The sequence below is a fragment of the Moraxella marmotae genome (genome assembly GCF_042219885.1).
GTDB classification, from domain to species: domain Bacteria; phylum Pseudomonadota; class Gammaproteobacteria; order Pseudomonadales; family Moraxellaceae; genus Moraxella; species Moraxella marmotae.
In genome coordinates, this window is sequence record NZ_JBHJHR010000002.1 from 2,127,284 (window position 1) to 2,141,232 (window position 13,949).

The 13,949-nt window shown below is 45.1% G+C and carries 12 protein-coding genes; 3 read left to right on the forward strand and 9 right to left on the reverse strand.

Annotation, left to right across the window (positions count from 1 at the left end):
• Positions 1-119 precede the first annotated feature (119 nt).
• Both lpxB and rnhB read left to right on the forward strand, forming a co-directional pair.
• Positions 120-1,385 (forward strand): lipid-A-disaccharide synthase, encoded by a 1,266-nt coding sequence (gene lpxB / locus ACFBZI_RS09865; RefSeq protein ID WP_375716159.1) that lies wholly within the window; start codon positions 120-122, stop codon positions 1,383-1,385.
• On the forward strand, positions 1,382-2,158 hold the full coding sequence (gene rnhB, locus ACFBZI_RS09870; RefSeq protein ID WP_375716160.1) for a ribonuclease HII: 777 nt from the start codon (positions 1,382-1,384) through the stop codon (positions 2,156-2,158). Before lpxB ends, rnhB begins: the two co-directional genes overlap by 4 nt.
• A gap of 131 nt (positions 2,159-2,289) precedes the next feature.
• Here the strand turns inward: rnhB and der are convergent, their stop codons facing one another.
• The 8 genes from der to rlmN all read right to left on the reverse strand — a co-directional run bounded on the left by der (position 2,290) and on the right by rlmN (position 11,799).
• The gene (gene der / locus ACFBZI_RS09875) at positions 2,290-3,708 is read right to left on the reverse strand and encodes a ribosome biogenesis GTPase Der (protein ID WP_375716161.1); all 1,419 of its coding nucleotides are present in this window, start codon (positions 3,706-3,708) and stop codon (positions 2,290-2,292) included.
• 211 nt (positions 3,709-3,919) lie between these two features.
• Entirely contained in the window at positions 3,920-5,095 is a 1,176-nt protein-coding gene (gene bamB / locus ACFBZI_RS09880) for an outer membrane protein assembly factor BamB (RefSeq protein ID WP_375716162.1), read from the reverse strand.
• Between the two features lie 104 nt (positions 5,096-5,199).
• The gene (locus ACFBZI_RS09885) at positions 5,200-6,063 is read right to left on the reverse strand and encodes a YfgM family protein (RefSeq protein ID WP_375716163.1); all 864 of its coding nucleotides are present in this window, start codon (positions 6,061-6,063) and stop codon (positions 5,200-5,202) included.
• Between the two features lie 150 nt (positions 6,064-6,213).
• Positions 6,214-7,482: a histidine--tRNA ligase gene (gene hisS, locus ACFBZI_RS09890; RefSeq protein WP_375716164.1), complete on the reverse strand. Its 1,269-nt coding sequence runs from the start codon at positions 7,480-7,482 to the stop codon at positions 6,214-6,216.
• Positions 7,483-7,491: 9 nt separating this feature from the next.
• A complete protein-coding gene (locus ACFBZI_RS09895; protein WP_375716165.1) occupies positions 7,492-8,499 on the reverse strand; it encodes a hypothetical protein in 1,008 nt (335 codons plus the stop codon).
• Positions 8,500-8,505: 6 nt separating this feature from the next.
• Positions 8,506-9,621 (reverse strand): flavodoxin-dependent (E)-4-hydroxy-3-methylbut-2-enyl-diphosphate synthase, encoded by a 1,116-nt coding sequence (ispG, locus tag ACFBZI_RS09900; RefSeq protein WP_375716166.1) that lies wholly within the window; start codon positions 9,619-9,621, stop codon positions 8,506-8,508.
• A gap of 263 nt (positions 9,622-9,884) precedes the next feature.
• Positions 9,885-10,550: a pilus assembly protein gene (locus ACFBZI_RS09905; protein ID WP_375716167.1), complete on the reverse strand. Its 666-nt coding sequence runs from the start codon at positions 10,548-10,550 to the stop codon at positions 9,885-9,887.
• Positions 10,551-10,611: 61 nt separating this feature from the next.
• Complete coding sequence (gene rlmN, locus ACFBZI_RS09910; protein ID WP_375716168.1) at positions 10,612-11,799, reverse strand: dual-specificity RNA methyltransferase RlmN; 1,188 nt, start codon at positions 11,797-11,799, stop codon at positions 10,612-10,614.
• Positions 11,800-12,118: 319 nt separating this feature from the next.
• Between rlmN and ACFBZI_RS09915 the strand changes: the two genes are divergently transcribed.
• Entirely contained in the window at positions 12,119-12,556 is a 438-nt protein-coding gene (locus ACFBZI_RS09915; RefSeq protein WP_375716169.1) for a hypothetical protein, read from the forward strand.
• A 128-nt stretch (positions 12,557-12,684) separates the two neighbouring features.
• Here the strand turns inward: ACFBZI_RS09915 and prmB are convergent, their stop codons facing one another.
• A complete protein-coding gene (gene prmB, locus ACFBZI_RS09920) occupies positions 12,685-13,794 on the reverse strand; it encodes a 50S ribosomal protein L3 N(5)-glutamine methyltransferase (protein WP_375716170.1) in 1,110 nt (369 codons plus the stop codon).
• Positions 13,795-13,949: the final 155 nt, after the last annotated feature.

Here is a 13,949-nt window from a genome sequence, read left to right on the forward strand (position 1 = left end):
TATTTATTAAATTCACAGTTTAATCATTTGTCAATTGGGCAGTTTGTCAATTTGCCAATTTAAATTTTCATCGTTTAATTATTTTTAATAATAACCAGATACACACAAAAGAGATCATCATGAGCAACGAACGCACGATTACCATTGGCATTGTCGCAGGAGAAATCTCTGGCGATGCCTTGGGCGGTGATTTTATGCAAAAAATGAACGCCGTCTATCCCAATATCCGCTGGGTCGGCGTTGGCGGTCAGGCGATGGCAAGGCAAGGTTTGACTTCGCTGATTGATATGAGTCGTTTGTCTGTCATGGGGCTTTTGGAAGTTGTCAAGCACCTGCCAGACTTGTTGCGAGCAAAAAAGCAAATATTGAGCGAATTACTCAACCAAAACATTGATATTTTTGTCGGCATTGATGCACCAGATTTTAATTTGCGACTGAGTAAATCATTGAAAAGTCATGGGATTTTTTGTGTGCAATATGTCAGCCCCAGCGTTTGGGCGTGGCGTGAAAACCGCATTCATCATATCAAAGCAGCTACCGATTTGGTGCTGTGCTTATTTCCCTTTGAGCTTGATGTCTATAAAAAGCATAACCACCCTGCCGTCTGTGTGGGTCACCCCCTACTCAATCAGCTGCATAGTGATGAGCGTGATCATGCTGTGCGTCTGCGTGAGCTGCTTGACAGCCAGCCCAACAATGACAAACTGGCACGCCTAAGCAATGCCCAACATAAAATTTGCCTGATGGCAGGCTCTCGCAATGCTGAGATTTATGCCATCTTGCCGCTGCTACTGGACAGTGCCGAGCAGATTTGCCAGACGCTGCCAGCATGTCAATTTATCCTGCCAGTGGTGAGCGATGCCCATGCCGATTTGGTAAAACAGCTCATCAACCAAAAACAGCCAAAGCTATTGGATAAAATACACATTTTATCCGCTGATAATAATGCTTTAACCACTCAAACTAATCCAACCAATAAGCCGCCAAGCCTAAGCCATCTTTGTATGAATGTCAGCGATGTTGTGCTGTTGGCTTCAGGGACGGCAACTTTGGAATGCTTGCTACTAGAGCGTCCCATGGTCGTCGTCTATAAAGTCAATCGACTGACCTTTGCCATCGCCAAGCAACTGGTTAAAATCCCTTATGTGTCGCTGCCTAACATCCTGTCGCATCAGCAGACTGGGCAAGCCATCGTGCCAGAGCTGATACAACAAGACGCCACCGCCTGTCGTGTCAGCCAAGCGGCTTTGGCGATTTTGGACAATCCTTACTCACAAATTGACAAACTGGCACAAACCAACAAAGCCTTGCGAGCCAACAGCCAGCACAACCCTGCTCATGCGGTGCTAAACGCTTATCTTGCTGACGAAACGGAGAACGAATGATGCTACTCACCATGCCAGCTGCGGACGCATTGATTAATGCTTGCAGTATTGTTAGCAAACCAAATGCAACCATCTGTCCAAAAACCCCTGTGGTTATTGGCATTGATGAAGTTGGGCGTGGGGCATTATTTGCCAATATGACCGTGTCGGCGGTGATTTTGCCTGCCGACTTGAGCGGTGATTTTGCCGATTTGGATCTGTCAGCGACTGCCATCAAATGGCTCAATGACAGCAAAAAATTGAGCGAAAAACGCCGTGAATCCTTGTTTGAGCCGATTTGTGATTTGGCATTGGATTATGTGATTGTCGATGTGCCACGAAAAATCATTGATCAGATCAATATCCTAAATGCTACCATGCTGGGCATGCGTGCCGCCATTGAAACTTTGGTCGCCAAGCACCAACTGGACAAAACCTTGACCCACATTTTGGTTGACGGCCATCAATTCCCCAGCCTAGACGGTGGCTGCGCCGCATCATTTTACCAAAATCAAACCGTCATCAAAGGTGATGCCACTCATAGCAGTATCGCCTGTGCCAGTGTCATCGCCAAGGTTCACCGAGATCGGCAAATGCTGGCTTATGCCGACAAATATCCTGAATATCAACTGGCGACGCACAAAGGCTACCTAACCGCCAAACACAAAACCGCCATTTTGACTCATGGGATTTTACCAGAGCATCGCCGCAATTTTTCGCCAATTCGTGAACTTTATCAAGCTGGCAAGGTGAATCCAAGTTACTGGCAAGCGGACGATTCAGCCATTTTTTAATATCATTTTAAATGATTGAAAAATTTAAATCGTAAAAACAAAACGGTGCAATCTGCTGAATGCACCGTTTTTTTGTCAAAACAAACCACAAACCAAATTTGCCCTGATGGTTTTTATATTTTCAATGGAAATTAGCGTTTTTTCTCCGCTCGCTTAAAGCGTTGGATACGCTTTTTCTCACGCATCAATTTGGCTTTGTTTTTGGTGACTGGATTTTTTTTGCCTTCATAAGGGTTGGCATTTTGTTTAAATTCAACCTGCAATGGCGTGCCTTCAAGTTTGTACACATTGCGGTAGATGTTTTCCAAATATCTTTGGTAACTTTTTGGCAAGGCTTGCGTTTGGTTGCCATGAATGACAATCACTGGCGGATTATGCCCGCCCAAGTGTGCATAGCGTAACTTGATGCGGCGGCCGCCCACCATCGGCGGTGGGTGATTGGCGACAGCATCTTCTAAAATGCGAGTCAGTTGGTTGGTTGAGACCTTGAACATTGACGCATCATAGGCTTTATGAATTGATGGGTATAAATTGCCCACGCCATTGCCGTACAAAGCAGAAATCAGATGAATTTTAACCCATGGTACAAAGTTAAATCGACGATCAATTTCGATTTTGACCATGTCTTTTTGTTCTTGAGTCAATCCGTCCCATTTGTTAATCGCCACCACAATTGCACGCCCTGCGTCCAGTGCATAGCCAAGCATATGCAAATCTTGATCAACGATGCCTTCTTTGGCGTCGATGACCACGACCACCACATTGGCATCTTTGATGGCTTGTAAGGTTTTGACCACAGAGAATTTTTCGACCTTTTCATCAATGCGACCACGGCGACGCACGCCAGCGGTGTCGATTAGCACATAATCTCGCCCTTCTCGCTCAAAAGGAATGTAAATACTGTCTCGTGTCGTACCCGGCATATCAAAGACCACCACCCGATCTTCGCCCAGCAAGCGATTGACCAAGGTCGATTTGCCGACATTGGGGCGGCCGATGATGGCAAGTTTTAACGCTTGATTGTCAAGCTCTGCCGCTTCTTCATCTTCTGGCATATCCGCTGTCAAGGCTTCTAGCAAATTGGCAACGCCCTTGCCGTGGCTTGCCGCCATGGGGAATGGCTCGCCAAAACCTAGGGCAAAAAACTCTGCCGATGCCGCTTCATGCACGCCGTCCATTTTATTGGCAACCAAGAATACAGGCTTACCCAAGCCGTGCAAAAACCGTGCAATCTCACTGTCGGCACCAATCAAACCCACTCGTGCGTCCGTAACAAATACCACAATATCCGCTTCGTGAATCGCCGTGTACGACTGCGTTGCCATATAATCATCGATATTGCCTAAGCCGTCGTCCATCTCACCGATGCCGCCAGTATCAACAACAATAAATGACTTATTTTCGTAATGTGCATCTCCGTATTGACGATCACGGGTCAAACCAGCCAAATCCGCCACCAAGGCTTGGCGACTTCTGGTCAGCTGATTAAAAAGTGTGGATTTGCCGACATTGGGGCGACCAATCAAGGCAACGACAGGTTTGATACTCATAATTCACTCTTGAATTTGTATAAAATCAATTGGATTTAATTAATTTTAATAAATTTATAATTAATAACGACGAATTTGGCAGTTGATTGATAAACGATTGGCAAGCAATTGACAAATGGTTAATAAGCGATTGACAATCAATTTACAACAACCAAAAACAGCAAAACCTTTGCCGCCAAAATGCAGCAAAGGATACCGTCAGCATGAGGGTTTAAAATTGCCAAACACTCACCACGCCATTGGCAGATTGGGTGTACAGGCGGTTATTCACCACTTGCAGGCTGGTCAATTCGCCTTTTGTGCTGACACGGCTGATGATTTTGCCTTGACTATTTAGCACATGGATAACGCCAGATTTGTCGCCGACAGCGATATTTTCTCCGATGGCGACAGGGTTGGTCAAGCTGCGATATTTCAGCTCGTCATTTTCCCAAAGTTTATCACCAGTAAATCGATCAAAGGCGACCACTTCACCATCGGTGCTGCTACCGATGATGGCATTTGCCAAAATCACCAGTCTGTCAGTGCTGGACAATTTACTGGCAAACATCAAGCGACCTGTCGCCATATCAAAGCCAGTCAATTGTCCGCTGTAACTGGCAGCGTATAGATGATTGCCGATAAATACTGGTGTGCCGTCCACATCACGCAATTTGTCAATCTCGCCCACGCCTTTTGCCAAGCCAATACGGCGTGTCCAAAGCGGTTCGCCTGTGTGAATGTCCAAAGCATGGATACGACCATCAGAGCCGCCCAAAATGGCAGTTTGGGCATCAAGTTGTAGCGGTTTTGCCATGCCACGCACGCTGGTGCTTGGGCTTTGGGCATTATACTGCCACACGGTTTCGCCAGTTGCACTGCTTAGTCCATAAGTTGTGCCGCTGTTTGTGCTGACAATCACCACTTGGGCAGTAACCAAGGCTGGTGCTAGGCTTGATGATGGCAAGTTTACCGACCAACGCTCTGTACCAGTTTTGGCATCAATGGCGACAATCTTACCTGAGCGTGTCCCCACCACCGCCAACGACCCTGCCGTATCCATGCCCACCGCACTGGTGATGGCATCATCGACATTTAACTGCCAAACTGTCGCCCCATTAACAAAGGCACTGACCAAGCCACCACGACTGGCAGCAATCACGCCATCGGCAGTCGGTGCAACTTGCAAATCAATCACATCACGAGCTTTGGCACGGCTACGCTTGAGCGTGGATTTGCCTTGATCTAGGCGAATGCTTGACACTTGGGTCAGCACCGTAACAGGCGATTGTATATTAAGCAATTTGGCAGGCTTACGCTCGGTGGGCTTGATTGCCTTTGTGCCGCAGCCAGCCATCGCAACTGCCATCGCCACAACCAAAGTTGTCTTGATAAGATGATGATACATACCCTGTCCTTCTTATGTAATTGTCAATAATTGTTAGTCACTGCTAGCAATAAACTTGATAGTAAACTTGAGAATTAATGATTATAAATGACACTTGCTAAACATTAATTGCCGCTTTGTGGTGTTTGTGTGTCTGCTTTTGATTTATCGCCATCAGTGCCTTGACTGGCTTGGTTATCAATAGCAGCATCAGCAGTATCAACCTTAGCAGTAACTTGTGTCGGAATAATCGGCTCAACGCTCACACCCAACGATTGTAATTTTAGTGCCAATACCGCACGGTTTTCTTGGCGTTCACGCAAGGCTTCCCAAGCACTCATGTAGGCTTTTTTGGCATTATCAAGGTCATTTTTGGCAACATACACATCGCCCAACAGCTCTTGGCGTGATGCTTCAAAAGCCGCTGGCAATGCCTGCTCGGCCGCCGCCAACGCCCCTTCGGCATCGCCACTTGCCAGCATCGCACGAGCATGGCGAATCTTGGCAACAGCCAACAAACCTTCGTCATCAATCGGCATCGCCATGGCCTGCTCCAGTGTCGCCACCGCCGCCTTGACATCGCCACTGTCTGACTGATGGCGCGCCTTAATCATCAACGCCTGCCAAGCATAGGCAGTATCGCCGTGAGCTGCCACCAAGCCATCAATATCTGCCAATAGCGACTGCTCTTCTTTGGCAAGTTTTTGCTTAGCGGCATCGTCCAGCTCAGGATTTTGGGCGGCTTGTAAAATTTGCTCATCACGAGATGCGATACTGGTATAAGCATCTGCCGCCACTGTATCAATTTTGGCATAGTTTTTTTGGTAGTATTGCCAACCAAAAAACACCGCCAGCACGATAAGCACCGCATAAATAATCTTCTCGCCATGCATTTTTAGTGCTGTCAGCGATTGTTTGTCTGCAAATTTATTGTCTTGTGAATGCTCTTTTAAATTGTCTTTTGAGTTGTTTTTTGAAGTATCCGTCATAGCCGAACTTAATCCCAAACTGTCATCGAAATTAACGCATTATATCACACGCTTGTGCTTGTGTGATGTCCAATCATCACTTTTTTAAGCCAATTTGAGCGATTTTGGCACGCATTCGGCTCAAAAATCGCTCAAATTGATGATAAAACTTTATAGCGCAAATTGATAATCCATCGCCACACGGCTTTGTTCGCCTGTTGCCATGGTTTTGACGGTGATTTGCTTTGCCAAAGCTTCATCTTCGGCAATGATGACGGTGTATTTGGCTCCAGATTTGTCCGCTTTTTTCATCTGTGCTTTTAGCCCTGTGGCACTTGCCATCTTGACACGCAGCTGACTTTGGCGACATCTTAGTTCATTGGCATATTTTAGAGCATCTGCATAATAATCAGGGTGAGCGATCACAAAAATATCGCATTGATTGGTTGCTTCAAACGGATTTACCGCTTCAATCAATAACATCAATCGCTCAAGCCCCATCGCAAAGCCCACCGCAGGCTCAGACTGCTCAGGCTTGCCCTTAATGATGCCAATTAAGCCATCATAACGACCGCCGCCGCAGACCGTTGCTTGAGATCCCAGTTTGTCCGTTACCCATTCAAACACGGTTTTATTATAATAATCCAAGCCACGCACCAGCTTTTCATTGATTTCAAAATCAATGCCCAACGCCGTCAAATAAGCCTTGAGCGTCTCAAAATGCTGCTTGGTTGCTTCACCCAAAAACTGGCTCAATTTTGGTGCATCTTGCAAAATGGCTTGGGTTTTTTCGTCTTTGGAATCCAAAATCCGCAAAGGATTGGTATACAGGCGACGCTGCGAATCTTCGTCCAAATCCGCTTGATGGCGTGTCAAATACTCAACCAAAGCTGCCTTGTACGCTTGTCGCTCATCTGACTCGCCCAAGGTGTTTAGCTGCAAAGTTAGGTGCTTATCAATGCCCAACTTTTGCCACATGGCATAAGTCATGGCGATTAGTTCAGCATCAGCATCTGGCAGCTCACTGCCAAAGCACTCCACGCCCAATTGGTGAAATTGGCGATAGCGGCCTTTTTGTGGGCGTTCGTAGCGAAACATCGGACCCATGTACCACAGCTTTGGCATATCGCCACGAGTCAAATTATGCTCAATCACCGCACGCACGCAGCCTGCCGTGCCTTCTGGACGCAAGGTAAAAGATGCACTTTCGTCGCCTTTATTGCCGCCATGCACCACGCCAAACATTTCTTTTTCAACAATGTCGGTCGCTTCACCCACGCCTCGAGCAAACAGCTGCGTCTCTTCAACCAAAGGCAGGCGAATCTGGCTAAACCCATAGCCGTCCATCACGCCAATCAAGGCATTTTCCATCGCACGCCACGCTGGTGTTTGGCTAGGCAATACATCATTAAAGCCACGAATGGCGGTAATTTTACTCATAATTTTTCCTTAATTGTGTTCAATGCAAAGTCTGCTTCTTAGATGGTGATGCAGCTCGTCCACCGACAAAATTTTATCAAACTCACCCTTAAATCGGTTTGGATTATCCACATCAAAATCTGTAATGGTTTTTAAAAATTGTGCAAAATTTGGATTTTTATTCGCCAATTCATCAAGCACAGAATAATCCAAATTTTCTTTAAATTTGGCAGGCGATAAAATCTTGCTTTGATGGATATTTTGCAAGTTTAGCTCAACAATGCCAATACCAAAACTTTGGCTAAGTTTTTGCAAGGCTTCAATAAACTGGTTGTCTCGCTTAATCTCCACCGCCACCAAATACCCTTCATTTGCCCAGCTAGAATTACTCACCGCCTGAAAAAAGCTTTCTTTATAATTGCTAAAATTCAATTCTTTTTTGATTTCAAAAGAAAAAATTCCAATTGGTGGCTTGTCAAATTTTTTAATAAAATTTAATACATTATTCTTTTGGTAATTGGCATATTTAAAATTCACCGCCACCATATCAGGATACAGCCATTTGTCTTCGCCACGCACGCCTTTAAAACTTTCTTCATGAAAAATCGTCTTTGAATACGCACGAAAATATTCGTTATGCTTTAAAAAATGGCTAAGCACTGGGTGCAATTCTCGCTCATGATAGCCAACCTTTTTTGGCGTCATTGTATTTTTGTCAATCAATAACTCGGCTGCGATTGGCTCAGATGGCAAATCTATTATGGCATTATGATTAAGATTTTTTAAAATATACTGCTTGGGTTTGGTATTTGGAATGGCTGTAAAAATGTCCTTATGTCTACCAATTTGAGAAGCAAAAGTTGCTTCTGGTGTTTTGCCAATAAAAGATTGCGTTTGTGCATTATAAGAGTTTAGCCGATGGTGCAAGTTATTTTGTAAAACAAATTCCCATAACTCTGCCGCAGTCATTGGCTTGCCAGCCATTTTCATCGCCAACACCGCCAATTGCACAAAACTCAACTTCTCTTGCTCTTTCATTAACAATCAACCCACTCGGATAATCTCATTGGCTCGTGCTTCTTGGATAGTCTTGACCTGTTGGCGTACCATCGCTTCAATCTCATCAACCAAGTCACTGGTACTAATCAGATGGCTTTTAGTGCCGTTTTTGTACACCAAACTGTTGGGACTTGCCCCCACCACGCCGATGGTAGCTTCTTTGGCTTCGCCCGGCCCATTGACCTTACAGCCAATCACCGACAAATCCAGTGGCTCACGCACATCTTCTAGGCGCGCTTCTAGCTCATTCATCACCTTAATCACATCAAACTCTTGGCGGCTGCAGCTTGGGCAAGCGATAAAATTCACCCCATTACTGCGAATGCCCAGCGATTTTAGAATATCAAAGCCAATCTTAATCTCTTCTTCAGGCTCTGCCGCCAAAGAAATACGCATCGTATCACCAATGCCGTCCAGCAATAGCCCGCCCAAGGCGATGGCGGATTTGACCGTGCCAGTACGGTACACGCCTGCTTCTGTTACGCCCAAATGCAAGGGGTTGTCAATCTGTGCCGAAATCAAGCGATAAGCATCAAGGGTCAAAAAGACATTGCTTGCCTTGACCGAGATTTTATAATTCTGAAAATCAAGTTTTTCTAAAATATCAATATGGCGTAATGCCGATTCTAGCATCGCTTCACCAGTCGGCTCACCGTATTTTTTTTGCAAATCTTTTTCAAGTGAGCCAGCATTGACACCGATGCGAATTGGCACATTGTGATGGCGAGCGGCGGCCACCACTTCACGCACTTTGGCATCATTGCCAATGTTGCCGGGGTTGATACGCAAGCAGTCCGCCCCAGCGTCCGCCACCGCCAAAGCAATCTTATAATCAAAATGAATATCGGCAATCAATGGCACTGGCACACGCTTTTTGATTTCGGCAAATGCCGCCACGCTGTCCATGGTCGGTGTCGATACTCGCATCAAATCCGCACCAGCATTGACACAACGCTCAATCTGCGCCACCGTTGCTTCGACATCACAGGTGTTGGTGTTGGTCATGCTCTGCACGCTGATGGGTGCATCGCCGCCAATGGCAACATTACCAACAAAGATTTTTTTGGTGGGGCGGCGTTTGATGGGATTGTGTATAGACATGGCAGTACCGTTGTATTTTTTGTTTGCGTTTGTGTTTTGCTTAATTTAAATCGTTTAAATCGATAATTGCAATCGTTAATTTAATTCAACAATAAATTAATGCTTGATTGAATAAACCATTCAGTTTTGACCAAATGAACCTACCAATTGGCAAAATCTATCAAATCAATCCAGCAAATCAAGCCAAACATACCAAAACTGCTTTTATGCTTTGTGGATTGTTTGTACTATTTGCATTGTTTATCATGAACTTTTATCATCAATTAATTATTATAACTTAATAATAACTGATAAGCCTGTACCAATTCTTGACTTTGACTGCCAGCTTGGATTGCTCGCTGTAATGCCGTTTTGGCTTGATGATGGCTGTCATCTGTTGGCTGTCGATTAAACTGGCGATAACGCACAAAGGCAATGTTCTCAATAGCGGTCAATCGCCCATGATAGCCAATGGTCATCGCAGGTCTTTCAAACTGTCGAATCGCCGCCGCATCATCGCCCATTTGTGCCAAATAATTGCCATAATCCATATAATTTTGCATATCGCTGGCATCGATGGCGATGGCTTTTTGATACAGTGTGTTGGCGTATTGCTGATGTGTAGGCTCGGCAGATGCTTGGTACACCATCGCCATGATGCGATAAGCAGGTGCATATTTTGCATGATAAGCCAACGCCGTATCCAGCTGCACTTTGGCATCATCAAGCCTACCCATCGACAGCAGCTGCTCGGCGATTTGCGTGCGAATCACCGCCAGTTTTTGCTCAGTGCTTAGGCTTAGACTTGAGTTTGAACTGTTTGGGCTGTTTGTGCCGCTTGGTATGCTTTGGCAGCCACTCAACGCCAGCCACGCCAAGCACAGCAAGCATTTGCCCATGCGACCAAACCACCCAAGTGCTGCGTGCAACGGTTGATAAATCAGCATCATCAGCTATCCATTCTAACAATCTTTATCCGCTTTCGCAATACGCCAGCCGATACCCAAGGTTTTATTGGGCATTTTGGCGTTTTTCGATGCTTTCTTGCCATTTTTTGGCACGGCGAGTTCTGTCTGCCACCTGCCCCACCAGTTGCCCACATGCCGCATCGATGTCATCGCCACGAGTTTGGCGAATTGTACAAACAAAGCCAGCATTATTTAAAATATTGCTAAAAGCATGAATGCGGTTATTGCTTGAGCGTCCATAAGGTGCGTGCGGAAATGGATTAAACGGAATCAGATTGATTTTACTTGGCAAGTCTTTTAATAACGCCACCAACTGATGGGCGTGTTCATCGCTGTCATTCACCCCAGCCAGCATCACATACTCGATGGTAACATGCTTTTTGTGGCGTGGATTTTCATCATAAATGTAGGATTTGGCGGCGGCAATCAGCTCTGATAGCGGATATTTTTTGTTAATCGGTACCAGCTCGTTACGCAGCTCGTCGTTCGGTGCGTGCAGACTGATGGCAAGTGCCACATCAATATCTTTTGCCAAATCGTACATTTTTGGTACGACGCCTGAAGTTGAGAGCGTAACTCGCCGCTTTGATAGCCCAAAAGCGTGATCGTCAAGCATCAAAGACATCGCCGCCACCACAGGCTCATAATTGAGTAGCGGCTCACCCATGCCCATCATCACCACATTAGTAACACGGTTTTCACGCTCGGTCGGTGCGACATCTTCCATGTAGGATTGGTTGGCAACCCACAATTGCCCAATAATCTCGCTCGGTGTCAAATCACGCTCAAAACCCTGTTTACCAGTACTACAAAATGAGCAATCCAACGCACAGCCCACCTGCGATGAGATGCACAGCGTTTTGCGTCCAAACTGCTTGCCATCTTCGGCAGGAATCAGCACCGTCTCCACCAGTGAGCCGCCCACCACTTCAAACACCCATTTTCGAGTGCCGTCTTGGCTAAATTCTTTGTACTTGACGGCAGGCGGCAGCACGCAAGCGGTTTCGTGCAGGCGTTGTTGTAGCTTTTTTGAAATGTTGGTCATCTCAAAAAAATCAGTAACGCCAAATTGATAAATCCACTTCATCACCTGCGTGGCACGAAATGGCTTTTCGCCAATCGATACAAAAAATGCCGACAATTCGTCTTTTGACATGCCCAGCAGGTTGATTTTGTCATTCATATCGGCATGGCTCGGCTCTGGCGTATGGATTACAGGAATTTTATTCACGGTTGTCTCTAGTTTTAGGTTTTGCTTTTGGTGTTGATTTTAAAGCAAAAGCGGATAAATTTGTCATAACCGATTATTGTACCAAAATTTTTTCACAAAGTCATAAAATATCATCACCGCAAAGATAGCGACATCTTATGACGCAGCATGATCGCAGTAAATTTACTGATGATAAAAAATAAAAAATCTGTTTTTTTTTGCGATTTTTTGCTATGATAATTTGGTTGGTCAATTTTATCATTTGGCTAATTTGACTATTTTATCTATTTAAACTGCGAAACTGCTTAATTTGATAAACTTTTTAACACAAGGAGTATTTATGAAAAATTTTATCAAAATCGCCCCACTGGCGTTGGCATTAATCATCGCTCCTGACGCTTATGCCAATAATAACCAAAAAATCGCTTTTGTCAAAAAGATGTATGCCGAACAAAAACGAGTAAAAAACTCTAATGCTGCCATTCAAAAATACGGTACTGCTGAGTTTAAGCAAGCTTTGGGCGTCTTTAATAGAAATAGCCAAATTATGGATTGCGTCCCATTAAGCGGTGATCCATTTTTTAATAGCAATGACCCTGATTATAATGCCAAAATTAATTATACAGTAAACGCCCAAGGCAATGTCGTTGCACATATTGCTAGTTATGGTTATCACAGCCAATCAACTTTTGTCTTGGTAAAATCAGGCAATGGCTATAAGCTGGCAGATATTTATTATAAGGAAGGATCTTTGAAAAACAACCTTTCCAATTGCTAACAACCAATCATAATGGCGATTATATAGCTATTCATTCACTAACTTTTAAACAAAAAAAAAATGCCACAAACTTAAACTGTGGCATTTTTTTTATGGCTTCGATAAATAATATTACCGCCAATCGGCAATTATAGACCGCCCTGCACTCGCTGAACTTGGCGAGCAAAATCATCACGGTATTCTAGCAGCTCTTCGCAAGTGATGGCGAATACGCCGCTACCGCCTTTTTCAAAGTCCAGCCAGTCAAACTGAATCTCTGGATACGCCTGACGCAATGCCCATTCGCTATCGCCAACTTCGCAGACCAAAAGACCATCTCGAGTCAGATAATCTGGAGCGGCGTATAAAATCTGATGCACCAAATCCAAGCCGTCTTGACCTGCTGCCAAGGCGTGTTCTGGTTCGTGCAAAAACTCTGGCGGCAAATCCGCCATCACCGCCGCATCGACATAAGGCGGATTGGTAACAATCAGCTCGTACTGGTTCTCGGCAGGCAGTTTGGCGAACAAATCCGACTCCAGCAGATTGACCTGATGAGCCAGCTCATGATGCTCAACATTGGTCCATGCCACTTCCAGAGCGTCTTTGTCAATGTCTGTGGCATCAACATTGGCATCAGGGAACGCTTTGGCAAGAGCGATGGCGATACAGCCTGAACCTGTGCATAAGTCCAAAATCCGCTCAGGGGCGGCAAGTTGCGACTCTTCTAAGCCATGGGCAAAAAATTTGTCTTTATTGACATCATCGACATCAAAATAAGGGTAGAATTTTTGGTTAATCAGCTCGGCAATCGGTGAGCGTGGAATCAGCACACGCTCATCAACATAAAACGGCAAACCGCAGAAATACGCCAAATTAATCAGATATGACAACGGTTTGCGTTGGATAATCCGCTCAGACAGCAGCGTCAGCACTTCTTGTTTTTCGCTCGGTGTCAGCTTGCATTCCAAAATCTGCTCATCTGCCGACCACTCCAGCGACAGCGTATGCAGCACAATCGCCGCCGCTTCAGCAAATTCGTCAGTCGTCCCCTGTGCCACCACCACATCGTATTGACGCAGCTTAGTTACCACAAAGCGGATAAAATCACGAATCGTTACCAACGCCTGCTCTGCTTCGCCAAGCTCGGCATACAAAGCGGCAATGTCCGCTTGGGTCAGTTGTCCGTTTTCGCTCATTACATAATCAAAAGTATGTTCCGCCAAATCATCGGCGTCAAATTGGGTGTCGGTCGTCATAATTTGCCTTGGTTGTTTCTTTGTGCATTTTGTGCGTTGTATGTATTTTGTGCATTTTATAAATTAATGCGTCAATCAACACAATCAATTTAAAAAAATAAATCCATACAAAATGCGTAAAATTTTAGCCATTATAATCAAAATGGCGAAAATTT